Origin of the sequence: Klebsiella sp. 2019SCSN059, assembly GCF_021739525.1 — a bacterium.
GTDB lineage: Bacteria > Pseudomonadota > Gammaproteobacteria > Enterobacterales > Enterobacteriaceae > Klebsiella > Klebsiella quasipneumoniae.
In genome coordinates this window covers 44,840-69,571 of sequence record NZ_JAKKOM010000011.1, presented here as the reverse complement: position 1 = coordinate 69,571, position 24,732 = coordinate 44,840, and the positions used below count along the sequence as shown (strand labels likewise).

18 protein-coding genes and 7 tRNA genes are annotated in these 24,732 nt (G+C 57.9%); 5 read left to right on the top strand and 20 right to left on the bottom strand.

Features of this window, described 5'->3' with window-relative positions; all coding sequences use genetic code 11:
- Nucleotides 1-6 precede the first annotated feature (6 nt).
- The 5 genes from lnt to miaB form a co-directional block, all read right to left on the bottom strand.
- Nucleotides 7-1,545, bottom strand: a complete 1,539-nt coding sequence (gene lnt / locus L2I46_RS13780; RefSeq protein ID WP_065804702.1) for an apolipoprotein N-acyltransferase — start codon at nt 1,543-1,545, stop codon at nt 7-9.
- A 128-nt stretch (nt 1,546-1,673) separates the two neighbouring features.
- Nucleotides 1,674-2,552, bottom strand: coding sequence for a CNNM family magnesium/cobalt transport protein CorC (corC, locus tag L2I46_RS13775; RefSeq protein ID WP_004197606.1), 879 nt, complete (start codon nt 2,550-2,552; stop codon nt 1,674-1,676).
- 146 nt (nt 2,553-2,698) lie between these two features.
- Nucleotides 2,699-3,172: an rRNA maturation RNase YbeY gene (gene ybeY, locus L2I46_RS13770; protein ID WP_023288844.1), complete on the bottom strand. Its 474-nt coding sequence runs from the start codon at nt 3,170-3,172 to the stop codon at nt 2,699-2,701.
- Nucleotides 3,169-4,215, bottom strand: coding sequence for a PhoH family protein (locus tag L2I46_RS13765; RefSeq protein ID WP_004176871.1), 1,047 nt, complete (start codon nt 4,213-4,215; stop codon nt 3,169-3,171). Before L2I46_RS13765 ends, ybeY begins: the two co-directional genes overlap by 4 nt.
- A 153-nt stretch (nt 4,216-4,368) precedes the next feature.
- Entirely contained in the window at nt 4,369-5,793 is a 1,425-nt protein-coding gene (miaB, locus tag L2I46_RS13760) for a tRNA (N6-isopentenyl adenosine(37)-C2)-methylthiotransferase MiaB (protein WP_004885906.1), read from the bottom strand.
- Nucleotides 5,794-5,972: 179 nt separating this feature from the next.
- Here miaB and ubiF point away from each other — a divergent pair, with 179 nt between their 5' ends.
- Nucleotides 5,973-7,148 carry a 3-demethoxyubiquinol 3-hydroxylase gene (gene ubiF / locus L2I46_RS13755; protein ID WP_101861814.1) on the top strand — a complete coding sequence of 392 codons (1,176 nt, stop codon included), beginning with the start codon at nt 5,973-5,975 and terminating at the stop codon, nt 7,146-7,148.
- A gap of 118 nt (nt 7,149-7,266) precedes the next feature.
- Here the strand turns inward: ubiF and L2I46_RS13750 are convergent.
- From L2I46_RS13750 to nagB, 12 genes are all read right to left on the bottom strand, one after another.
- Nucleotides 7,267-7,341: transfer RNA gene (locus tag L2I46_RS13750), tRNA-Gln, on the bottom strand.
- A 76-nt stretch (nt 7,342-7,417) separates the two neighbouring features.
- Nucleotides 7,418-7,492: transfer RNA gene (locus L2I46_RS13745), tRNA-Gln, on the bottom strand.
- A gap of 47 nt (nt 7,493-7,539) precedes the next feature.
- Nucleotides 7,540-7,616, bottom strand: a tRNA-Met gene (locus L2I46_RS13740).
- A 23-nt stretch (nt 7,617-7,639) separates the two neighbouring features.
- Nucleotides 7,640-7,714, bottom strand: a tRNA-Gln gene (locus tag L2I46_RS13735).
- Nucleotides 7,715-7,750: 36 nt separating this feature from the next.
- A tRNA-Gln gene (locus tag L2I46_RS13730) sits at nt 7,751-7,825 on the bottom strand.
- Nucleotides 7,826-7,848: 23 nt separating this feature from the next.
- Nucleotides 7,849-7,933: transfer RNA gene (locus L2I46_RS13725), tRNA-Leu, on the bottom strand.
- 9 nt (nt 7,934-7,942) lie between these two features.
- Nucleotides 7,943-8,019: transfer RNA gene (locus L2I46_RS13720), tRNA-Met, on the bottom strand.
- Between the two features lie 237 nt (nt 8,020-8,256).
- On the bottom strand, nt 8,257-9,921 hold the full coding sequence (gene asnB, locus L2I46_RS13715; protein WP_032455135.1) for an asparagine synthase B: 1,665 nt from the start codon (nt 9,919-9,921) through the stop codon (nt 8,257-8,259).
- 278 nt (nt 9,922-10,199) lie between these two features.
- The gene (locus L2I46_RS13710; RefSeq protein WP_023288846.1) at nt 10,200-10,952 is read right to left on the bottom strand and encodes an HAD-IIA family hydrolase; all 753 of its coding nucleotides are present in this window, start codon (nt 10,950-10,952) and stop codon (nt 10,200-10,202) included.
- A gap of 120 nt (nt 10,953-11,072) precedes the next feature.
- Nucleotides 11,073-12,293 carry a DNA-binding transcriptional regulator NagC gene (gene nagC, locus L2I46_RS13705; RefSeq protein WP_032455136.1) on the bottom strand — a complete coding sequence of 407 codons (1,221 nt, stop codon included), beginning with the start codon at nt 12,291-12,293 and terminating at the stop codon, nt 11,073-11,075.
- 8 nt (nt 12,294-12,301) lie between these two features.
- A complete protein-coding gene (gene nagA / locus L2I46_RS13700; protein ID WP_032455137.1) occupies nt 12,302-13,450 on the bottom strand; it encodes an N-acetylglucosamine-6-phosphate deacetylase in 1,149 nt (382 codons plus the stop codon).
- 114 nt (nt 13,451-13,564) lie between these two features.
- Entirely contained in the window at nt 13,565-14,365 is an 801-nt protein-coding gene (nagB, locus tag L2I46_RS13695) for a glucosamine-6-phosphate deaminase (protein ID WP_012542446.1), read from the bottom strand.
- Nucleotides 14,366-14,681: 316 nt separating this feature from the next.
- Between nagB and nagE the strand changes: the two genes are divergently transcribed.
- From nagE to chiQ, 4 genes are all read left to right on the top strand, one after another.
- Nucleotides 14,682-16,637, top strand: coding sequence for a PTS N-acetyl glucosamine transporter subunit IIABC (nagE, locus tag L2I46_RS13690; RefSeq protein ID WP_023288849.1), 1,956 nt, complete (start codon nt 14,682-14,684; stop codon nt 16,635-16,637).
- A gap of 178 nt (nt 16,638-16,815) precedes the next feature.
- The gene (gene glnS, locus L2I46_RS13685; protein ID WP_236947945.1) at nt 16,816-18,483 is read left to right on the top strand and encodes a glutamine--tRNA ligase; all 1,668 of its coding nucleotides are present in this window, start codon (nt 16,816-16,818) and stop codon (nt 18,481-18,483) included.
- Between the two features lie 439 nt (nt 18,484-18,922).
- Nucleotides 18,923-20,326, top strand: a complete 1,404-nt coding sequence (gene chiP / locus L2I46_RS13675; RefSeq protein ID WP_023288850.1) for a chitoporin ChiP — start codon at nt 18,923-18,925, stop codon at nt 20,324-20,326.
- Nucleotides 20,327-20,373: 47 nt separating this feature from the next.
- A complete protein-coding gene (gene chiQ / locus L2I46_RS13670; RefSeq protein WP_236947944.1) occupies nt 20,374-20,706 on the top strand; it encodes a ChiQ/YbfN family lipoprotein in 333 nt (110 codons plus the stop codon).
- A 51-nt stretch (nt 20,707-20,757) separates the two neighbouring features.
- Here chiQ and L2I46_RS13665 read toward each other — a convergent pair whose 3' ends face one another.
- From L2I46_RS13665 to tcuA, 3 genes are read right to left on the bottom strand one after another with little or no spacing between them, the layout of a single operon-like run.
- Entirely contained in the window at nt 20,758-22,053 is a 1,296-nt protein-coding gene (locus tag L2I46_RS13665; protein ID WP_023288852.1) for an MFS transporter, read from the bottom strand.
- Nucleotides 22,054-22,107: 54 nt separating this feature from the next.
- The gene (gene tcuB / locus L2I46_RS13660) at nt 22,108-23,247 is read right to left on the bottom strand and encodes a tricarballylate utilization 4Fe-4S protein TcuB (protein ID WP_236947943.1); all 1,140 of its coding nucleotides are present in this window, start codon (nt 23,245-23,247) and stop codon (nt 22,108-22,110) included.
- Nucleotides 23,234-24,637 (bottom strand): FAD-dependent tricarballylate dehydrogenase TcuA, encoded by a 1,404-nt coding sequence (gene tcuA, locus L2I46_RS13655; protein ID WP_032455143.1) that lies wholly within the window; start codon nt 24,635-24,637, stop codon nt 23,234-23,236. Before tcuA ends, tcuB begins: the two co-directional genes overlap by 14 nt.
- Nucleotides 24,638-24,732: the final 95 nt, after the last annotated feature.

Here is a 24,732-nt window from a genome sequence, read left to right as displayed (position 1 = left end):
GAGCATTTATCGGCGACGCTGACGCAGGCTCATCAGCAGCGCGCCGAAGCCGAGCAGCGCCGTCAGCGCCCACAGCGGCCAGTTGCCAGTGCGGGCGTAAGGGGTCAAGCCGCTGGTGGGCGTCACGGTGGTGGTCAACACCTCGCGGGTAAACTGCGGGATCATCTTCTGAATCTCGCCGCGCGGGCCGATGACGGCGGTAATGCCGTTGTTGGTGCTGCGCAGCAGCGGGCGGGCCAGCTCCAGGGCGCGCATCCGCGCCATCTGGAAGTGTTGCCACGGGCCGATGGACTTGCCGAACCAGGCGTCGTTGGAGATGGTCAGCAGGAAGTCGGTGTCCGGACGGAAGTTATCCCGCACCTGTTCCCCGAGGATGATCTCGTAGCAGATGGCCGCGGTCAGCTTGAGGTTATGCGCCATCAGCTGCGGCTGCACGTAGGGACCGCGGCTGAAGGAGGACATCGGCAGGTCGAAGAATGGCGCCAGCGGACGCAGAATCGACTCCAGCGGTACAAACTCGCCGAACGGCACCAGATGGTTCTTGTTGTAGCGGTTGGTCGAGTCGTAGCGGTACGGGTTATCTTTGCCGAGGGTAATGATGGTGTTGTAGGTGTCGTAGCGGTTCTGCTTATTGAGACGCGCGTCGACGATGCCGGTGATCAGTGAGCTGTCTTTTGCGCGCAGCAGATCGTCCATCATGCTGAGGAACTGCTGCTGGTTGATCTCGAGATCCGGGATCGCCGATTCGGGCCAGATAATCAGCTGCGAGTGGCCGATATGCGGCTGGGTCAGCGCCAGATAGGTTTTCAGAGTGTTAACCAGCTGCTTCTCGTCCCACTTCATGGCCTGCGGGATATCGCCTTGCACCAGCGAGACCTGCGTCGCACGCGCCGGCAGCAGCTGATACCACTGGATATAGCGCAGCGGGAACGGCAGGGCGAACAGCAGCGCGGCAATGACCAGCGGCTTCCCGTTGCGCTGTACGAGGGCCAGGGCCAGCAGGCCGCTAACCATCATCAGCAGGAAGTTGATCGCCTCGACGCCCATCACCGGCGCCAGGCCTTTCAGCGGGCCGTCAATCTGGCTGTAGCCGAACTGCAGCCACGGAAAACCGGTCAGCACCCAGCCGCGCAGGAACTCGGTGATCTGCCAGACGACGGGAGCGGCGATCGCCACCCGCAGCCAGCTGGTTTTGGGCCACAGACGGGCGAGCAGGCCGGCAAACAGGCCGGTGTAGAGCGAGAGATAGGCCGCCAGCAGCACGACGAGGAAGACGTTAACCGGGCCCGGCATACCGCCAAACTGCGCGATACTGACATAGACCCAGTTGATACCCGTGCCGAACAGGCCGAGACCCCAGAAATAGCCGATGCCGGCGCTTTGCAGCGGGCGGCGGTTGAGGGTTAACGCCTGCAGACCGACCAGCGAAATAATCGCCGCGGGCCAGAAGTCATAAGGTGAAAAAGCCAGCGTTCCGCTGGCTCCGAATAGCAGCGCCAGCAGCAGACGTACGCGCTGACGTTCAAGAAGAGAGGCAAATACCATTTAGGCTAATCGTCCCGTTAATTAACGCCTGTTGCCACAGGCTATGCTGTTTGCCAGCCGGGGGAGGGGACAACCGGGGATCGCCCACGGTCTGTCTCCCGGCTGGCCGTGACCTTCAGCGCCGCCGCTTACTCTTCCAGCTTCGGCTGGGGAGCGTCATCCGGCAGCTTAACATGCACCTGAATGATACGACGACTATCTGCCATTGCTACCTTGAATTGGTAACCATCAATGTCGATAGATTCGCCGCGAGCCGGCAGGTGGCCAAAGGCCTGCATTACCAGTCCGCCAATGGTATCCACTTCTTCATCGCTGAAGTGCGTATCGAAGGCGTCATTGAAGTCTTCGATGGAGGCCAGAGCGCGCACCGTCCAGGTATGGCGGCTCAGCTGGCGGAAATCGATATCTTCTTCTTCGTCGTATTCGTCTTCAATTTCCCCGACGATGAGCTCAAGGATATCCTCGATGGTCACCAGACCGGAGACGCCGCCGAATTCGTCAATAACGATCGCCATATGGTAGCGCTGTGAGCGAAACTCTTTCAGCATGCGGTCGACCCGCTTGCTTTCCGGAACGACAACCGCCGGCCGTAACACTTTTTCCATGCTGAAAGCTTCGGCATCGCTGCGCATAAACGGCAGCAGATCCTTGGCCATCAGAATCCCTTCGATGTGATCTTTATCTTCACTGATGACCGGGAAGCGCGAGTGGGCGGATTCGATGATGACATCAAGGCACTCGTCCAGCGTCTGATTGCGTTTCAGGGTAATCATTTGTGAACGGGGGATCATAATGTCGCGGACCCGCTGGTCGGCGATATCCATTACCCCTTCGAGCATGTCACGGGTATCTTCATCGATAAGGTCGTTCTGCCCGGAATCACGGATCAGCGCCAGCAGTTCATCGCGGTTTTTCGGTTCCCCGTGAAAGAGCTGGCTGAGTAACAGGGAGAAAAATCCCTTTTTGCTGTTTACTGTGTCACTACTGTGTGAATTGTCGTCGCTCATGGCGTCGTTTGGGTTCTCATGTTGATTTAATGTCGCTCGTCGCGCGTACACTCAGCGCCGGACGGCATGGGTTGCCTGAGGTTCAGGCGGGTAAAATGCATGAACAGCGGCCGGATGAGACGCAAGCGCCGCCATCCGGCAGGGGGCTATTCAGCAATCTTCTCGGAAATGTACGGGTCCTCATAGCCCAGAGCAAGCATTATCTCTGTTTCGAGGGCTTCCATCTCTTCCGCTTCGTCATCTTCGATGTGATCGTAGCCCAGCAGATGGAGGCTGCCGTGAACCACCATATGCGCCCAGTGCGCCTCCAGCGGCTTCCCTTGCTCGCTGGCTTCCTGCTCCACCACCTGACGGCAAATGATCAGATCGCCGAGCAGCGGCATTTCAATCCCCGGCGGCGCTTCAAACGGGAAAGAGAGGACATTGGTCGGTTTATCCTTGCCGCGATAGGTCAGGTTCAGCTCATGGCTTTCTGCAACGTCGACCAGACGAATCGTTAACTCTGACTCCTCCTGAAACGGCGGAATGACGGCGTCGACCCAGCGTTGAAAAAGGGCTTCGTCCGGCAGGCCGCTGGTCTCTTCGCAGGCCAGCTGTAAATCGAGGATCACCTGACTCATTTTTGCTCCTGTTCCTGGGCTTCGCGTTTGCGCTCGGCGGCCAGTTCTGCTTTACGTTTCTGGTCTGCGGCTTCCCATGCCTCATAGGCGTTCACGATGCGGGCGACCACCGGATGGCGGACCACGTCTTCGCTATGGAAGAAGTTAAAGCTGATCTCATCGACTTCCGCCAGCACTTCGATGGCGTGGCGCAGACCGGATTTGGTGCTGCGCGGCAGGTCAATCTGCGTGATGTCGCCGGTGATCACCGCCTTGGAGTTAAAGCCGATGCGGGTCAGGAACATCTTCATCTGCTCGATGGTGGTGTTCTGGCTTTCATCAAGAATGATAAAGGCGTCATTCAGCGTCCGTCCGCGCATATAGGCCAACGGAGCCACTTCGATGACGTTACGCTCAATCAGCTTTTCCACCTTCTCAAAGCCGAGCATCTCGAACAGCGCGTCGTACAGCGGGCGCAGATACGGGTCGACCTTCTGGCTCAGATCGCCGGGCAGGAAGCCGAGCTTTTCGCCCGCCTCGACGGCCGGACGGGTCAGCAGAATGCGGCGGATCTCCTGGCGCTCCAGCGCATCGACCGCCGCCGCCACCGCCAGATAGGTTTTCCCGGTACCTGCCGGACCCACGCCGAAGGTGATGTCGTGATCGAGGATATTGGCGATGTACTGCGCCTGGTTCGGCGTACGCGGTTTGATCACCCCGCGCTTGGTCTTGATATTGACGGCTTTTCCGTACTCCGGCACGCTCTCGGCGCTCTGCTCCAGCACGCGCGCCTCTTTGATCGCCAGATGGATCTGCTCTGGTTCAATATCCTGAATCTGACCGCGCATCGGCGCCGTGTCGACATACAGGCTGCGCAGAATATCGGCGGCGGCGTGCACGCAAAGGGCGCGTCCGGTCAGTTTAAAGTGATTGTCACGGCGGTTGATCTCAATGCCTAACCGACGTTCCAGCTGTTTGATGTTGTCGTCAAACGGGCCGCACAGGGCTAACAGGCGTGCGTTATCCGCTGGCTCCAGGGTAATTTCACGAGTGTCTATGTTCAAACTGTTCCTCTTTACGCAGGTGGCCGGACGCGGCGCGTGGCCGGCTAATCAGGAAATTATTTACGTCACAGGAGAATGGCGCAAGCGTTGCTGTAGATATAGGGACGGAGAGAGGAATTACAAGGCCTGCCGGAACCGACAGGCCTGAAGGGATCACGGCTGATAGATACCCACGCCAAGATCGTTCTCTTTACGGGTGCGGGCAATCACTGATTCAGGTGATTCAGCGATACGCAGACCCATCTCCGCTTCGGTGCGCACGATTTTGCCGCGCAGCGAGTTGGTGTAAACATCGACAATTTCGACATCCACAAACTTGCCGACGAGGTCCGGGGTGCCTTCAAAGTTGACCACCCGGTTGTTCTCCGTACGTCCGGAAAGCTCCATGATGTTCTTGCGCGACGTGCCTTCCACCAGGATGCGCTGTACCGTGCCGAGCATGCGACGGCTCCAGGCCATCGCCTGTTGGTTGATGCGCTCCTGCAGAATATACAGACGCTGTTTCTTATCAGCATCCGGCACGTCGTCTACCATATCGGCCGCCGGGGTGCCCGGACGGGCGGAGAAGATAAAGCTGTAGCTCATATCGAAATTGACGTCGGCGATAAGCTTCATTGTCTTTTCGAAATCTTCCGTAGTTTCGCCGGGGAAGCCGACGATAAAGTCGGAGCTTATCTGAATATCCGGACGCGCTTCACGCAGCTTGCGAATAATCGCTTTATACTCCAGCGCGGTATGGGTGCGTCCCATCAGGTTCAGCACGCGGTCGGAGCCGCTTTGCACCGGCAGGTGCAGGAAGCTCACCAGCTCCGGCGTATCGCGATAGACATCGATGATATCGTCGGTAAATTCGATCGGGTGGCTGGTGGTGAAGCGAATGCGGTCGATGCCGTCGATAGCGGCGACCAGGCGCAGCAGATCGGCAAAGCTGCCGGTAGTGCCGTCGTAGTTCTCGCCGCGCCAGGCGTTCACGTTCTGGCCCAGCAGGTTGACTTCACGCACGCCCTGCGCCGCCAGTTGGGCGATTTCAAACAGGATATCGTCGCACGGGCGGCTGACTTCTTCTCCGCGGGTGTAGGGCACCACGCAGTAGGTGCAGTATTTGTTGCAGCCTTCCATAATCGAGACAAAGGCGGTCGGGCCTTCGGCGCGCGGTTCTGGCAGGCGATCGAATTTTTCAATTTCCGGGAAGCTGATATCAACCACCGGGCTGCGGTTGCCGCGCACGGAGTTAATCATCTCCGGCAGGCGGTGCAGGGTTTGCGGCCCGAAAATAATATCGACATAGTGCGCGCGCTGACGAATATGGTCGCCTTCCTGGGAAGCCACGCAGCCGCCAACGCCAATAATCAGGTCCGGGTTCTTCTCTTTCAGCAGCTTCCAGCGGCCAAGCTGATGGAAAACTTTTTCCTGGGCCTTCTCACGAATTGAGCAGGTATTGAGCAACAGCACATCTGCTTCTTCCGCCACTTCGGTCAGTTGATACCCATGTGTCGCATCCAGCAGATCGGCCATCTTTGATGAATCATACTCGTTCATCTGACAGCCCCAGGTTTTAATATGGAGTTTTTTTGTCATTGACTTGCTCATGCTCAGTAATAGATATCCAAAACGCGGGGATATATACAGGGTGAATTTCGCATTCCAGGGCGCGTATTGTAATGCTTTGGTCGCCCCCTGACCAGTGCGAGCGTTATCACCGCAAGAGGGCGAAAAATCCGGTAAACTTAACGGATTCTGCTTTAAGGATAATAGCCATGACAATTCACGCAACAGATGTCGCCATCGTGGGCGGCGGCATGGTCGGCGGCGCCCTGGCGTTGGGGCTGGCGCAACAGGGATTTACCGTGACGGTGCTTGAGAAAACGGCGCCTCCGGCTTTCGATCCGGCATCCGCCCCGGATGTGCGGATCTCGGCGATCAGCGCGGCCTCGGTCGGCCTGCTGAAAAGCCTTGGCGTCTGGGATGCCGTGCGGGCGATGCGCGTCCACGCTTACCGTCGACTGGAGACCTGGGAGTGGGAGAGCGCCCACGTCGCCTTTGACGCCGCCGAGCTTAAGCTGCCGGAGCTGGGCTATATGGTCGAGAACAAGGTCCTGCAGTGGGGCCTGTGGCAAGCGCTGACGGCGCACGAAGGGGTTACCCTGCGCGTTGGCGGCGAACTGGAGACGATGCAGCGCGGCGAGGCGGAGACGGCGTTGCGTTTACGCGACGGGGAGACGATCCACGCCCGGCTGGTTATCGGCGCCGACGGCGCCAGCTCTCAGGTGCGGGAGATGGCCGGCATCGGCGTGCATGCCTGGCAATATCAGCAATCCTGTATGCTCATTAGCGTCCAATGCGCCGACGATCCCGGCGACAGCACCTGGCAGCAGTTTACCCCCAGCGGACCGCGCGCTTTCCTGCCGCTGTTCGACAACTGGGCCTCGCTGGTGTGGTATGACGCCCCGGCGCGGATCCGTCAGCTGCAGGGCATGTCCATGCCCCAGCTCCAGCAGGAGATCGCCCGCCATTTCCCGGCGCGTCTCGGGCGGGTGACGCCGCAGGCGGCCGGCGCCTTCCCGCTCACCCGGCGTCATGCGCTGCAGTATGTTCAGCCTGGTCTGGCGCTGGTGGGCGATGCGGCGCACACCATTCATCCGCTGGCGGGGCAGGGGGTTAACCTTGGCTATCGTGATGTCGACGCCCTGCTGGAGGTCCTGGCGCAAGCGCGCGGCCGCGGCGAAGAGTGGGCCAGCCTGCCGGTGCTCAAGCGCTACCAGGGGCGGCGGCGGGCGGATAATTTTATTATGCAGTCGGGGATGGATCTGTTTTACGCCGGATTCAGCAATGACCTGGCGCCGGTGCGGATGCTGCGCAATATTGGCCTGATGGCGGCCGAACGCGCCGGGGTGCTGAAGCGTCAGGCGCTGAAGTATGCGTTAGGCTTGTAAACCGGCGTCGCGGGCAGGGGCGTCGTGGAAAGCGCCTGCCCGGCAGTCAGCGCTGCGCCAGGATGGCAAAACGCCAATAACAAAAAAGCCCACCGAGGTGGGCTTTTTTGCATTGAAGTGGCTGGGGTACGAGGATTCGAACCTCGGAATGCCGGAATCAGAATCCGGTGCCTTACCGCTTGGCGATACCCCAATTGTCTGTTGCATTTAACCGTCACTATCCCGGTTTTAGCGCAACAGTGCGTTCATTGCTGAACGACTTTTTAATTTGGCTGGGGTACGAGGATTCGAACCTCGGAATGCCGGAATCAGAATCCGGTGCCTTACCGCTTGGCGATACCCCAACAAATTGTTTGCGGATTTATCGATGTGTATCGATACGTCCCGAATATGGTGGCTACGACGGGATTCGAACCTGTGACCCCATCATTATGAGTGATGTGCTCTAACCAGCTGAGCTACGTAGCCAAATTGTCTTACTGTTTCTTCGATGGCTGGGGTACCTGGATTCGAACCAGGGAATGCCGGTATCAAAAACCGGTGCCTTACCGCTTGGCGATACCCCAATACCGTCGCGGTGAACCGCAAATATCGAAGAAATATGGCTGGGGTACCTGGATTCGAACCAGGGAATGCCGGTATCAAAAACCGGTGCCTTACCGCTTGGCGATACCCCATCCGTACAACGCTGACTGGTGAATGGTGCGGGAGGCGAGACTTGAACTCGCACACCTTGCGGCGCCAGAACCTAAATCTGGTGCGTCTACCAATTTCGCCACTCCCGCAAAAAAAGATGGTGGCTACGACGGGATTCGAACCTGTGACCCCATCATTATGAGTGATGTGCTCTAACCAGCTGAGCTACGTAGCCATCTTTTTTTCGCGTAACCTTATCGGCGTTGCGGGGCGCATTATGCGTATTGGGCCTGCGAGCGTCAACCTCTTTTTCAAGGAAAATCGTTGTAATGTGACTGTTTGGTTAGGTTGCGAACAGCTCGCTGCAATAATCGGCAATTATTGGTTATTTATCGTTTTTCAGCGGTATAAATCCCGCAAAAAGAAAACGGACCCCGGAGGGTCCGTTTCGCGTTTCATCGCCTGTCAGGGCTTATTTATAGGCCGACTGGTGGACGCCCACCGCGCGGCCTGACGGATCGTTCATGGTTTTGAACGCTTCATCCCATTCAATGGCTTTGGCAGAAGAGCAGGCCACCGACGGACCGCCAGGGACACACTCCGCCGCGCTTGGCAGCGGGAACAGCTCTTCGAAGATCTCGCGGTACAGATAGCCTTCTTTGGAGGTCGGCGTGTTGTACGGGAAGCGGAAGCTTGCGGTTTCCAGCTGCTGGTCGCTGATCTGTTTCGCAGCCACTTCTTTCAGCGTATCGATCCAGCTGTAGCCGACGCCGTCAGAGAATTGCTCCTTCTGACGCCACGCCACGCTGGCCGGCAGATAGGATTCAAAGCATTCGCGCAGGATATGTTTTTCCATTTTGCCGTTGCCGCACATCTTATCCTGCGGGTTGATGCGCATCGCCACGTCGAGGAACTTCTTATCGAGGAACGGCACGCGGGCTTCCACGCCCCAGGCGGACATCGCTTTGTTGGCGCGGGCGCAGTCAAACATATGCAGCGCCTGCAGCTTACGCACCGTCTCTTCGTGCAGTTCTTTAGCGTTCGGCGCCTTATGGAAGTAGAGGTAGCCGCCGAATACTTCGTCCGAGCCTTCGCCGGAAAGCACCATTTTGATGCCCATGGCTTTTATTTTACGCGACATCAGGTACATCGGCGTCGAAGCGCGAATGGTGGTCACATCGTAGGTTTCGATGTGATAGATAACGTCGCGGATCGCATCCAGCCCTTCCTGAACGGTAAAGTGAATTTCATGGTGCACGGTGCCGAGGTGGTTAGCCACTTCCTGCGCCGCTTTCAGGTCGGGAGAGCCTTCCAGACCGACCGCGAAGGAGTGCAGCTGCGGCCACCAGGCTTCGCTACGCTCCTGATCTTCGACGCGACGGGCGGCGAATTTCTTGGTGATGGCGGAGATGACCGAAGAATCAAGGCCGCCGGAGAGCAGCACGCCGTAGGGCACGTCGGACATCAGGTGGCTTTTCACCGACTCTTCCAGCGCCTGGCGCAGCTCGTTCTTATCGGTAACGTTGTCTTTTACCGCGTCGTAATCGAACCAGTCGCGCTGATAGTACTGGCGAATTTCACCGTCTTTGCTCCACAGGTAGCTGCCCGCCGGGAACTCTTTAATGGTGCGGCACACCGGCACCAGGGCTTTCATTTCTGAGGCGACGTAGAAGTTGCCGTGTTCGTCATGGCCCATATACAGCGGAATAATGCCGATATGGTCGCGACCAATTAAGTACGCGTCTTTTTCGCTGTCGTACAGGGCGAAGGCGAACATCCCCTGCAGGTCGTCGAGGAACGCCGGGCCTTTTTCCTGATACAGCGCGAGGATCACTTCGCAGTCGGAGCCGGTCTGGAACTGATAGCGATCGCCATATTCCGCGCGCAGCGCCTGATGGTTGTAGATTTCGCCGTTAACGGCCAGCGCATGGGTTTTTTCGGCGTTGTACAGCGGCTGGGCGCCGGCGTTGACGTCGACAATCGACAGGCGCTCGTGCGCCAGAATCGCTTTGTCGCTGGCATACACGCCAGACCAGTCCGGACCGCGATGGCGCATCAGGCGGGAAAGCTCCAGCGCCTTTTTACGCAGCTCGCCTGCGTCAGTTTTAATATCCAGTACGCCAAAAATAGAACACATAGCCTTCTCCATTACCCTGTCGTGTTTGATGTTGTGCTGGCTTCGTCTCGTGGCGAAGCCTGAGTGCGTGCTTAAGAAAATGCCGTAAAGGGGGAGCCGGCGCAAGGGTTTTACGGCCGGAAAAAGAAAAAACGCAACTGCGATTGTTGAATAGTAAAAAAAGAGTATCTTTTGAACGGCTTTATTGAAGAATACGCAATTACAAGCCGTTTTTATTAGATGGGGTGCTTTTAGCAGGCGTCAGAAATGAACAACCACGTCCTGAGACGTGGCTGGCATTAGAAAATATCGATTTCCGCGACGGAAGGGTAGATCCACGACGGGCGGAACGGCATGCTGTCGATGTCGTCGAGGGTCGAGACGCCGGAGAGCACCAGAATGGTCTCCAGCCCCGCCTGGAAGCCGGCCAGAATGTCGGTGCGCAGATTGTCGCCGACGATCACCGTCTGTTCGGAGTGGGCCTGCATTTTGTTCAGCGCTGAGCGGATGATCCACGGGCTGGGTTTACCGACGTAAAACGGCTTACGGCCGGAGATCTTCTCGATCCCGGCGCACAGGGCGCCGCAGGCCGGGTAGAAGCCGCGACCGTGAGTATCCGGGTTGGTGGCAATGAAGCGGGCGCCATTGGCGACAAAGAAGGCCGCCTTATGCATCATCTCCCAGTTAAAGGAGCGGGTTTCCCCGACGATGACAAAATCCGGGTTGACATCGGTAATGGTAAAGCCGGCTTTATACAACTCGTGGATCAGCGCCCCTTCACCCACCACATAGGCTTTCTTGCCTTCCTGGCGGCGCAGAAAATCGGCCGTCGCCATCGCCGAGGTGTAAAAGGCGCTATCCGGCACTTCAATCCCGGCGGTGGCGAAACGGTTCGCCAGATCCTGGCCGGTTTGCGACGGGTAGTTGGTCAGCATCACCAGCGGCATGCCTTTATCGAGGATGCGCTTGATAAACTCGGCAGCGCCGGGAACGGCGACGTTATCGTGCATCAGCACGCCGTCAATATCACAAATTATGTTTTGAATGGTCATGGTGGGTCCAGAATCATTAACAAAGACGAAACTATACGCGTCATCGATGCGGTTTCACACCTCTGACGGGCGATGCCCGCCAGTGACAGAGCGACGCGCTTATCTGTAAAGGGGGGGCGATTAGCTCTCAAGCAAGCGCTGCAGCAGCGTGCCATTGAGCATGGCGCGTTTGACCAGCGCGAAGGCGCCAATCGCTGAGCGATGATCGAGGGTGGAGCGCACCACCGGCAGGTTCTTACGAAACGCCTTCAGCGCCTGGGCGTTAATGCAGCCCTCAATGGCCGGGAGCAGCACTTTCTCGGCTTCCACAATTTCGCCGGCGACGACGATTTTTTGCGGATTGAACAGGTTGATGGCGATGGCGATCGTTTTTCCGAGGTGACGCCCTACGTACTCGATCACCTCGCAGGCCAGGGCATCGCCCTTGTTGGCCGCTTTGCAGATGGTTTTGATCGTGCAGTCATCGAGGGTCAGGCGGCTCTGGTAGCCCTGGTCCAGCAGATGGCGAACGCGATGTTCGATGGCGGCGTTCGCCGCGACGGTCTCCAGGCAGCCGAAGTTGCCGCAGTGGCAGCGTTCGCCCAGCGGATCGACCTGAATATGGCCAATTTCGCCCACGTTGCCGTTACGGCCAATAAAAATGCGTCCGTTGGAGATGATCCCCGCCCCGGTGCCGCGGTGCACGCGCACCAGAATGGAGTCTTCGCAGTCCTGGCTTGCGCCAAAATAGTGCTCGGCCAGCGCCAGACTGCGGATATCGTGCCCGACAAAGCAGGTAACGTTGAAGCGTTTTTCCAGCGCCCCGACCAGGCCCCAGTTTTCCACCGCAATGTGCGGCATATAGCGGATCACGCCGCTTTCCGGATCCACCAGCCCCGGCAGGATCACCGAGATGGCGATCAGCTCGCGGATTTTGCGCTGACAGTTTTCGATAAAAGTGGCGATGATATTCAGCAGGGCGTGTTCCAGCGTTTCCTGGGTGCGCTCGGGCAGCGGGAAATGCTCCTCCTCCAGGGTCTTGCTGCTTAAATCATAGAGGGTCAGGGTGGCGTCATAGCGGCCAAGGCGCACGCCAATGGCGTTGAAGTTACGCGTCTCCGCAATGATGGAGATGGCGCGGCGCCCCCCGGTGGAGGCCTGCTGATCGACTTCTTTGATCAGGCCGCGCTCAATAAGCTGACGCGTGATTTTGGTCACGCTGGCAGGGGCAAGCTGGCTTTGTTCCGCGATCTGAATGCGCGAGATAGGCCCATGCTGGTCAATCAGGCGGTACACGGCCGCGCTGTTCAGTTGTTTTACGAGGTCAACGTTACCAATTTGAGCTTGTCCGCCTGCTGTCATACTTTTACTTACTCAGTGACGACCTCGTTACCATTAACGATGGTCTTGGTGATTTTATAATCGCGTGTAAAGGCGGTCAGGTTAGCGACCATACCCGGCGCAATGCTGCCGAGCTGCTTGTCCACACCAATGGCGCGCGCGGGATAGAGCGTCGCCATCCGCAATACTTCGTCCAGCGCCACACCGCAATGCTCAACCAGATTACGCACCCCTTCAATCATGGTCAGGGAAGATCCGCTGAGGGTGCCGTTTTCATCTACGCACAGCCCGTTGCGGTAGTATATTGTTTTCCCGGCAAAAATGAACTGGTCAATATTCGCCCCCGCCGGCGCGGTGGCGTCGGTGACCAGGCACAGTTTGTCGCCTTTCAGGCGCTTGGCGTTGCGCACGTTGGCGTAATCGACGTGCATCCCGTCGACAATAATACCGCAGTAGACATCCGGCTCGTCAAAAATCGCCCCGGCCAGACCCGGTTCGCGGCCGGTAATGTACGGCATCGCATTATACAGGTGGGTGGCGAAGGTAATGCCCGCGCGGAAGCCCACTTTCGCCTCTTTCAGCGTGGCGTTGGAGTGGCCCGCGGAGACGACGATCCCGGCGGCGACCAGTTTGCGGATCACTTCCGGCTCGACGCGCTCAGGGGCGAGGGTCACTTTGGTGATCACATCGGCGTTGTCGCACAGGAAATCGACCAGCGCCGCGTCCGGTTTACGCACGTAGTCGGGATTGTGGGTGCCTTTCTTAACGATATTCAGCCACGGTCCTTCAAGATGCAGACCCAGCGCCTGGTTCGGGTGCTTTTGCAGGTATTCGCGCATCACGCGGACGCCTTGCTTCATCAGATCGTCGCTGGAGGTAATCAGCGTCGGCAGGAAGCTGGTGCAGCCTGAGCGTTCGTTGGCCTTCTGCATGATCTCCAGCGTTTCGACAGTGACCGCGTCAGGGCTGTCGTTAAACTGCACGCCGCCGCAGCCGTTGAGCTGGACGTCGATAAAACCGGGGGCGAGGATTGCGCCGTTGACTGAGCGCTGCTCGATGTCAGACGGCAAATCTGCCAGCGGACAAAGACGTTCGATAAGGCCATTAGCGATAACAACCGCATGGTCATCGAGAATTTCATGACCGGTATAAACCCGGCCCTGGGTTAATGCATACATTACGACCCCCGGTATATACGCCTCATCAGGCCCGGGAACGTTCATTTGCCGCCGGCCTGATGATGCATACAAAGAAAAAGATGGTCCCGCGCAAAGTCGCGGGACGCGACTACATTACAGACCTTTAATATTTTCAGCTTCTAATTCGTTGAAATATTTCAGCGTCTTCACTTTCAGCTCCATGGTGGACGGTTCGTCGCAGACGATCACCGCCTTCGGATGCAGCTGCAGACAGGTAATGGTCCACATGTGGTTGACGTTACCTTCAACTGCCGCCTGCAGCGCCAGCGCTTTCTGATGGCCCAGCACCAGAATCATGACTTCTTCTGCATCCAGCAGGGTGCCCACGCCGACGGTCAGCGCATATTTCGGCACCAGATCCACGTCGCCGTCAAAGAAGCGGGAGTTCGCCACACGGGTGTCATGGGTCAGGGTCTTAATACGGGTGCGGGACGCCAGAGAAGAGGCCGGTTCGTTGAACGCGATGTGGCCATCGTTGCCCACGCCGCCCATAAACAGGTGGATTTTACCGTAGGAACGAATTTTTTCTTCATAGCGACGGCATTCCGCATCGATGTCCGGCGCGTTACCATTCAGCAGGTTGATATTTTCTGCCGGAATATCAACGTGGTCAAAGAAATTACGGTGCATGAAGCTATGATAGCTTTCCGGATGCTCTTTTGGCAGGCCAACGTATTCATCCATGTTGAAGGTGACAACGTGTTTGAAGCTAACCTGGCCTGCTTTATGCATTTCAACCAGCGCCTTGTAGGCGGTGAGCGGGGTGCCGCCGGTCGGCAGACCCAGCACGAACGGACGGTCCGCGGTTGGTTTGAATGCATTAATGCGGTTCACGATATGGCGGGCAGCCCATTTACCGACCTGCTCAGCGGTTACCAGGGGGATCAGTCTCATTCTTCACCTCTATAGTTAAAAGTAGAATCTGGCGGATTGGCGCCAGCACTCTGAGGAGAGTATTGCAGCAACTGCGCCGACCGGGGTCAATCCGTGTTGATTTTTTGAATGATAAAATAAGTTTTCGATGTTAGCCAGTCTAAGGGAGGGGTGAATACGATATTTGGTGATAATTATCACAAAAAATACCCGTTTAATTTGCGATACGAATTAATTTTTCACACACTTTGCCGGTAAGTGATAAAACCGACCTTGTTACACAATAAAAAAGTGGCTTTGAAAATGAGCCTCATCGGGGTCTCATAGGGGGAATAAGATGAATATTTTAGGTTTCTTTCAGCGACTGGGTAGGGCGTTACAGCTCCCTATCGCAGTGCTGCCGGTCGCGGCATTGCTGCTGCGTTTCGGGCAACCAGACCTGTTGAATGTACCCTTCATCGCGCAAGCGGGTGGGGCTATCTTCGACAACCTGGCGCTGATCTTTGCTATCGGTGTGGCGTCAAGCTGGTCCAAGGATAACGCCGGTTCTGCGGCGCTGGCCGGGGCAGTAGGTTATTTCGTGATGACCAAAGCGATGGTCACCATCAATCCGGAAATCAACATGGGCGTACTGGCCGGTATCATTACCGGTCTGGTAGCAGGGGCGGTGTACAATCGCTGGGCCGGCATCAAGCTGCCGGACTTCCTGAGCTTCTTCGGCGGCAAACGCTTCGTACCGATCGCCACCGGCTTCTTCTGTTTGATCCTCGCGGCGCTCTTCGGCTACGTCTGGCCGCCGGTGCAGCACGCTATCCATGCGGGCGGCGAGTGGATCGTTTCCGCAGGGGCGCTGGGTTCCGGTATCTTCGGCTTTATCAACCGTCTGCTGATCCCGACCGGTCTGCATCAGGTGCTGAACACCATCGCCTGGTTCCAGATTGGTGAGTTCACGAACGCCGCAGGCGCCGTGTTCCACGGCGACATCAACCGCTTCTACGCCGGCGACGGCACCGCGGGGATGTTCATGTCCGGCTTCTTCCCGATCATGATGTTTGGTCTGCCGGGCGCGGCGCTGGCGATGTATCTGGCCGCTCCGAAAGCGCGTCGTCCGATGGTGGGCGGTATGCTGCTGTCCGTTGCCATCACCGCGTTCCTGACCGGGGTAACCGAGCCGCTGGAATTCCTGTTCATGTTCCTGGCTCCGCTGCTGTACCTCCTGCACGCGGTACTGACCGGTATCAGCCTGTTCATCGCAACGGCGCTGGGCATTCATGCGGGCTTCTCCTTCTCCGCAGGCGCTATTGACTACGTGCTGATGTACAGCCTGCCGGCCGCCAGCAAAAACGTCTGGATGCTGCTGGTGATGGGCGTGGTGTTCTTCTTCGTCTACTTCCTGCTGTTCAGCGCGGTGATCCGCATGTTCAACCTGAAAACGCCGGGTCGTGAAGACAAAGCCGCTGACGTGGTAACGGAAGAAGCGAACAGCAACACTGAAGAAGGCCTGACCCAGCTGGCGACCAGCTATATCGCCGCGGTGGGCGGAACGGACAACCTGAAAGCGATTGACGCCTGTATCACCCGTCTGCGCCTGACCGTGGGCGATTCGGCGAAAGTCAACGACGCCGCCTGTAAACGTCTCGGCGCGTCCGGGGTGGTGAAACTGAATAAGCAAACCATCCAGGTTATCGTCGGCGCGAAGGCAGAGTCTATCGGCGATGAGATGAAAAAAGTGGTGACCCGCGGCCCGGTAGCGGCAGCGGCAGCCGCGCCGGCTGGCAACGTCGCCACCGCAGCGCCCGCGGCTAAACCGCAGGCGGTAGCGAACGCGAAGACCGTTGAGTCGCTGGTTTCGCCGATTACCGGTGACGTGGTGGCCCTCGAACAGGTGCCGGACGAAGCCTTCGCCAGCAAAGCCGTCGGCGACGGTATCGCGGTGAAACCGACCAGCAACATCGTGGTGGCCCCGGCCGCCGGTACCGTGGTGAAAATTTTCAACACTAACCACGCGTTCTGCCTCGAAACCAACAACGGTGCGGAAATCGTTGTCCACATGGGTATCGACACCGTGGCGCTGGAAGGCAAGGGCTTCAAACGTCTGGTTGAAGAGGGCGCGGACGTGAAGGCGGGCGAGCCGATTCTGGAAATGGATCTGGACTTCCTCAACGCCAACGCGCGCTCGATGATTAGCCCGGTGGTCTGCAGCAACAGCGATGACTACAGCGCGCTGGTGATACTGGCGAGCGGTAAGGTCGTTGCCGGCCAGACGCCGCTGTATGAGATTAAAGGCAAGTAAGGCTCCTGAGTCGAGTTTATGCCTCAGCGGCGAAGGGAAACCTTCGCCGCTTTTTTTTGCAGCAATCGGCCCCATAATCCTCTTCTGATACCTATTTTACGTAACTAATAGTTGTCACTACGCCCTGCTTGTAAGATCATGTGCCGTTATACGTTGTTTACGCTTTGAGGAACCCGTGATGAGTGAGGCAGAAGCCCGCCCGACTAACTTTATCCGTCAGATCATTGATGAAGATCTGGCTACCGGTAAGCACACCACCGTTCACACCCGCTTCCCGCCGGAGCCGAACGGTTATCTGCACATTGGCCATGCGAAATCCATCTGCCTGAACTTCGGCATCGCCCAGGATTATCAGGGCCAATGCAACCTGCGTTTCGATGACACCAACCCGGTGAAAGAAGATATCGAATACGTGGAGTCGATTAAAAACGACGTGCAGTGGTTAGGTTTCCACTGGTCCGGGGACGTTTGCTACTCGTCTGACTACTTTGATCAGCTGCATCAGTATGCGGTTGAGCTGATCAACAAAGGCCTGGCCTATGTTGATGAACTCTCTCCTGATGAGATTCGTGAATATCGCGGCACCCTGAAAGCGCCGGGTAAGAACAGCCCGTATCGCGACCGCAGCGTGGAAGAAAATCTGGCGTTGTTCGAAAAAATGCGCAGCGGCGGCTTCGAAGAGGGCAAGGCCTGCCTGCGCGCGAAGATCGATATGGCGTCGCCGTTCATCGTGATGCGCGATCCGGTGCTGTACCGCATTAAATTCGCTGAGCATCATCAGACCGGCAACAAGTGGTGCATCTACCCGATGTACGACTTCACCCACTGCATCAGCGATGCGCTGGAAGGCATTACCCACTCGCTGTGTACCCTGGAGTTCCAGGACAACCGTCGTCTGTACGACTGGGTGCTGGACAACATCAGCATCCCGGTTCACCCGCGCCAGTACGAATTCTCGCGCCTGAATCTTGAATACACCGTGATGTCCAAGCGTAAGCTGAACCAGCTGGTGACCGAGAAGCACGTGGAAGGTTGGGACGATCCGCGTATGCCGACCATCTCCGGTCTGCGTCGTCGCGGCTACACCGCCGAATCCATCCGCGAATTCTGCAAGCGCATCGGCGTGACCAAGCAGGACAACACTATTGAGATGGCGTCGCTGGAGTCCTGCATTCGCGAAGATCTCAACGAAAACGCGCCGCGCGCGATGGCGGTGATCGATCCGGTGAAACTGGTTATCGAGAACTACCCGCAGGGCGAAAGCGAAATGGTGGCGATGCCGAACCATCCGAACAAGCCGGAGATGGGCAGCCGCGAAGTGCCGTTCAGCGCGGAAATCTGGATCGACCGCGCGGACTTCCGTGAAGAAGCCAACAAGCAGTACAAGCGTCTGGTGCTGGGCAAAGAAGTGCGTCTGCGCAATGCCTACGTCATCAAAGCGGAACGCGTGGAGAAAGATGCCGAAGGCAATATCACCACTATCTTCTGCACCTACGATGCCGACACCCTGAGCAAAGATCCGGCTGACGGCCGCAAGGTCAAAGGCGTGATCCACTGGGTGAGCGCGGCGCATGCGCTGCCGGTAGAGATCCGTCTCTACGATCGCCTGTTCAGCGTACCAAACCCGGGCGCAGCGGAGGATTTCCTCGCGGTGATCAATCCGCAATCGCTGGTGATCAAACAGGGTTACGCGGAGCCGAGCCTGGAGCAGGCGGAAGCCGGTAAAGCTTACCAGTTTGAGCGTGAAGGTTACTTCTGCCTCGACAGCCGCTATGCAACCGCAACCAGTCTGGTGTTTAACCGCACCGTCGGTCTGCGCGATACCTGGGCGAAAGCGGGCGAATAACCGTTTCCCTACCTTCAAAGCGCCGCACTCTGCGGCGCTTTTTTTGTTTCAGAATCAGCCAATTACTCTTTTTATTTTCGCGAAGCGAATTAATTCTGTTTCAAATCGGAAATAAATAACGCTTCTGATATTTCCGGTCTCATACAAAAAAACAATGTAATCGCTTTCAGGTTTTGCATTTTTCCCTGATTTTGCAATGACTTCCATGACAAAATCATCAGAGATAAGACTGTAACAAAACGACATAAATTATGTGCGCTTTGTCATAATCTTAAGCTTTGCCTCACGAAAAACATTGATAATTCGCGTCACGAAAAATAGTCTATCTACAGTGGTTTCGCGGCCTTTTTCACCGCCCCACATTTTGCAGTGTTATTTATTTTTTTTAGCGAATGACCCCCTGGTCTTCGCCTTTTAAAACGTCAAAGAGGATATGCACATGCGTACGTTTAGTGGCAAACGTAGTACGCTGGCGCTGGCTATTGCCGCCGTCACCGCGATGTCGGGCTGGGTTGTGATTCCGCAGGCCAGCGCAGCAGGCTTTATCGATGATTCTACTTTAACCGGCGGTATCTATTACTGGCAGCGTGAGCGTGACCGTAAAGATGTGACCGACGGCGACAAATACAAAACCAACCTTTCCCACTCCACCTGGAACGCCAACCTGGACTTCCAGTCCGGCTATGCCGCCGATATGTTTGGCCTTGATATTGCGGCGTTTACCGCGATTGAAATGGCGGAGAACGGCGACAGCGGCCACCCGAACGAAATCGCCTTCTCGTCGCGTAACAAAGCCTATGACGAAGACTACTCCGGCGATAAGAGCGGCATCAGCCTGTATAAAGCCGCTGCGAAATTTAAATACGGTCCGGCGTGGGCGCGCGCGGGCTACATCCAGCCAACCGGTCAGACCCTGCTGGCGCCGCACTGGAGCTTTATGCCGGGTACCTATCAGGGGGCGGAAGCCGGGGCCAACTTCGACTATGGCACCGCGGGCGCGTTAAGTTTCTCCTACATGTGGACGAACGAGTATAAAGCGCCATGGCATATCGAGATGGATGATTTCTACCAGAACGATAAGAAGACCAAAGTCGATTATCTCCACTCCGTCGGCGCCAAATATGATTTCAAAAACGACCTGGTGCTGGAGGCGGCATTTGGTCAGGCTCAGGGCTATATCGATCAGTACTTTGCTAAAGCCAGCTACAAGTTTGACGTCGCCGGCGCGCCATTGAGCACCAGCTACCAGTTCTACGGCACTCGCGATAAGGTCAGCAACGGCGGGGTCAACGACATCTATGACGGCACCGCATGGCTGCAGGCGTTAACCTTTGGCTATAAAGTGGCGGATGTGCTGGATCTGCGTCTGGAAGGGACCTGGGTGAAGGCCGATGGCCAGCAGGGCTACTTCCTGCAGCGTATGACCCCGACCTACGCCTCCTCCAACGGTCGTCTCGATATCTGGTGGGATAACCGTTCCGACTTCAACGCCAACGGCGAAAAAGCGGTCTTCTTCGGCGCGATGTATGACATGAAAAACTGGGATATGCCGGGCTGGGCGTTTGGCGCGTCTTATGTGTACGCCTGGGATGCGAAGCCGGGCAAAATGTCCTCCCCGGACGCCTACTATGACGCTGATTACCGTCTGAAAGAGTCGGCCTACAGCCTGGATGCGCTGTATACGGTGCAGGAAGGCCGGGCGAAGGGCACGCTGTTTAAACTGCACTTTACCCAGTACGACAACCATTCCGATATTCCGAGCTGGAGCGGCGGCTACGGCAACATCTTCCAGGATGAGCGCGACGTGAAGTTCATGGTTATCGCCCCGTTCACAATTTTCTGATGCCTGCGCGGCGGGCGTGAGCCTGCCGCACCTCTGGGAGAACGACAATGAAAAAAATGCTGCTTATTGCCATGATGGCATCGGCTCTGGTGGCCTGCACCACGTCGCCGGCACCGAAAGAAGACACCAAACTGAAAGATGCCTATAGCGCCTGTATTAATACGGCGGAAGGCAATCCGGACAAAATTGAAGCCTGCCAGAGCGTACTGAATGTCCTGAAAGAGGATAAACAGCACCAGCAGTTTGCTCACCAGGAGAGCGTCCGGGTACTGGATTATCAGCAGTGTATCCAGGCTACCCGTACCGGTAACGATCAGGCGGTGAAAGCGCGCTGCGACCAGATCTGGAAAGAGATCCGCAGCAATAACATCACCCATTAAGCCAGACGGCAGCGGCAAACGGGCGGAGTCTATCTCCGCCCGTTTGTTTTTTTAGCGCTGACTCTCCGCCGGCTGATAGCCGCGACTCAGGCGCACGAACAGCAGCGCGGTGGCGATGAACCCGCACAGCGCAGCGCACATCAGCCACCATCCCGGCGCGCTTTTATCGCCGGTAAGCTCGACCAGGGCAGTGGAGATAGCCGGCGTCAGGCCGCCGAAGATGGCGGTGGCGAGGCTGAAGGCCAGCGAAAAGCCCACGGTGCGGACATAAACCGGCATCACTTCGGTGAGCGCCGCCACCATCGCGCCGTTATACATGCCAAAGAAGAAGGAAAACCACAACAGGACCAGCGTCATACGGGTGAAATCCGGCGCGGCGGTGAGCCAGTGCATCACCGGCCAGGTGGTGAGCAGCGCCAGCACGGTAATCCCCATCAGCACCGGGCGACGACCGATCCGGTCAGAGATCGCGCCGCCAATCGGTAACCAGATAAAATTGGAGATGCCCACCAGCATGGTGACCAGCAGGCTGTCGCGGGCGCTGAGGTGCAGCACTGCTCTGCCGTAGGTTGGCGTATAGACGGTAATAAAGTAGAAAGTGGTGGTGGTCATCGCTACCAGCAGCGTCCCCGCGGTAATAATGCGCCAGTTTCTGGCGATGGTGGTCAGGATCTCTTTGGTATCCGGGCGATGTTTACGCTGCAGGAATTCCTCGGTCTCCTGCAGCGAGCGGCGCAGCACGAAAATCAGCGGAATGATCATACAGCCAATAAAAAAGGGGATGCGCCAGCCCCAGGCGGCAATCTCCTCATGTTCCAGCGTGGCGTTCAGCGCATAGCCGATCAGCGCCGCCATGATGATAGCCACCTGCTGGCTGGCGGACTGCCAGCTGGTATAGAAGCCTTTATTGCCCGGCGTAGCGATTTCAGAGAGATAGACCGACACTCCGCCAAGCTCGACGCCCGCCGAAAACCCCTGCAGCAGACGGCCCACTAACACGAGGATCGGCGCCAGCACGCCGATAGTCTGATAGCCAGGGACCAGGGCGATGAGTAGCGTCCCGCAGCCCATGATCGCCAGGGTGACCATCAGCCCTTTGCGGCGACCGATTCTGTCGATATAAGCGCCGAGCACCACCGCGCCGATAGGACGCATCAGGAAGCCCGAGCCAAATACCGCAAAGGTGAGCATCAGCGCCGCGAACTCGCTCTCCGCCGGAAAGAAGGTGCGGGCGATATAGGTGGCGTAAAAGCCAAACAGGAAGAAGTCGAACTGTTCGAGAAAATTCCCGCTGGTCACGCGGAGGATAGCGCCGACGGTGCCGGCGCGGGTGGGTTGTTGGGTCATAGGGGGTGCTCTCCATTGTCTTTATCTTGTTGTTATCGGGTGCAGAGGGGCAGGTCAGTCGCCGGCGACGCCCACCTGTTTTCCGCGACGTTTCTCAATCGCCCACTTGAGTAACGCCGCACAGCGATAAAATCCGTGGGCAAATTTTCCATACGGCAGGGTTAAGAACAGGGCCATCACCACCCCGAGGTGGATGGCGAGCAGGACGCCCATCCACGAAGTATCCCGCCCCGCCAGCAGCGCCAGGCCGGTGAAGCTGGTCAGCAGCAGCAGCAGAATAAATCCGCGATCCATCGGTTTCTGCCGCGCGTCGCCGTGCAGCGGCGAGCGGCGCAGGTTCAGCCACAGCAGGCCCGCCGGACCGACCAGCAGGCCGATGCCGCCGAGGGTGCCGAGCAGCACCGGCAGGCTGAAGAACGTGTAGGGGGCTTCCTGGCCGGCGATATAGTGATAGCCCGTGGCCACCACGGTGGCGGCGAAGCAGAGCATAAAGCCGTAGAAGGTGCAGTGGTGGAAACGGCGGCGCAGCAGGGTGAAGGCGTCATCGGCTTCGTTGCAGCCTTTCCCGTGGCCGCCGTCGAGATATTTCAGCGTCAGCGCATCATGAGATGCCTTCGCAATATCAATCGGTTGCGGCTGGCCCGGGGAGATCTCGCGCCAGAAGCGGATCACCCCGCTCATCAGTAAGCCAATCGCCAGCACAAAGACCGAACCAAACATCCACGCCAGCAGGTTATGGGGGAATATCTGGTAGAAGTCGCCCGCCAGCGGCGGATGGCGCAGCGAGCCTTTGAGCCCCATCGCCAGCAGCAGAAAGACAATCAGGCCGCCGACCAGCGCCAGCACGGTGGTCATGCCGGCCCGACGGTACAGGCTGCCAAAGGCGGCGGGCTGGGCGTAGTGTTGATAGGTCTCGAGCCGGACTTCGGCCATCGCCTTCGGCACGTTAATGGCGAACTCGTGCGGCGGCGCATACTGGCAGGCATGCAGGCAAGCGCCGCAGTTATGGCACAGGTTAGCCAGATAGTTGATATCCGCCTTGCCAAAGGCCAGGCGCTGGGTCATCGCCGGGAACACGGCGCAAAACCCTTCGCAGTAGCGGCAGGCGTTACACACCTGCATCACCCGTTCGACTTCCGCCTCCGGTTCGGTGATGATCTGCGCGTCAATGATCAGCTTTTCAAGCGACTTCATGGTGTTTCTCCTGCTGCGCCGCCCGGGCGGCTTGCTGGCCGGCGATGCGGCCGAAGGTGGTGCCTATCGACATCCCGACGCCGGCGGTGTAGCCCTTGCCCAGGACGTTGCCGGCCATCATTTCCCCGGCGACGAACAGATTACGACTGGGTTGACCGGCGAAATGGACGGCGGCGGTGTCGTCGACGTAGAGCCCGAGGTAGGTGAAGGTGATCCCCGGACGCAGGGCGTAGCCGTAGTAAGGCGGCGTATCGATGGGGCGCGCCCAGTGGGTTTTCGCCGGTGTGAGGCCAGAGGTCGCGCAGTTATCCAGGCGGGTGTGATCGAACTGGCCCGGCGCGCAGGCGGCATTATAGTCGGCGATGGTTTGCGCTAAGCGTTCGCCGTCCAGCCCCAGCTGGCGGGCCAGTTCCTCGATGGTATTGGCCTGAGCGCCGGGAAAGACGGGGGGCATAAAGTGGCCGATGGCTTTGCTGTCGATGATCGAGTAGCCGATCTGTCCAGGCTGGTGGGCGACCAGTCGGCCCCAGATGGCGTAGCGTTTAGGCCAGAAATCTTCCCCCTCATCATAAAAGCGCACGGCATCGCGGTTGACCACCACCCCCAGCGAAACGCAGTCGACGCGGGTGCAGATCCCGCCGTCATAGAGCGGCGCCCGGGCGTCAATAGCGACGCAGTGGGACTGGGACGGATCGCCGATGATATCGGCCCCGGCGTCGATCATAAACTTGAGCAGCACCCCCTGGTTGAAGCGCGTGCCGCGGATGAGAAAGTTATCGGCGGGCCATTCGCCGCGGTCATTTTGCCCCCAGGCCTCGCGCAGCCACTCGCGGTTGGATTCAAATCCGCCGGCGGCGAGGACGCAGCTTCTCGCGACAATCCGTTCCTCGCCCGCCAGCGCGGCGACAAATTCACCGTTGCGCAGTTCCAGAGCCTGCACCGGCGTGTTGTAGCGGATCTGCACCCCCATCCTCTCTGCGCTGCGGTAATAGGCATTGACCAGCGCTTTGCCGCCGCCCATAAAAAAGGCGTTGGTGCGGGCCACGTGCAGGGCGCCGGAGAGCGGCGGCTGAAAGTTAACCCCGTGCTGACGCATCCAGTCCCGGCACTGTGACGAGGTGCGGATCACCAGCCGGGCCAGCGCTTCGTTGGTGTTCCCTTCGGTGACGCGCAGCAGATCCTGCCAGTACTCCTCTTCCGGATAGCTGTCGACCAGCACGTCCTGCGGCGCATCGTGCATACAGCGCAGGTTACGCGTGTGCTGCGAATTGCCGCCTCGCCACTCCCGCGGCGCCGCCTCCAGCAGCAGCACCGAGGCGCCGGCTTCCCGGGCGGTTAAGGCGGCGCATAGCGCGGCATTGCCGCCGCCAATGACCAGTACATCCACCATTATCGGCTCCCTTACAATTTAATGGATTGTTAAATTTGTAATGGGAATGTAGGCGGTAACGGCGACGGGGCGCTATGGCGTAACGCTAAAGAGGG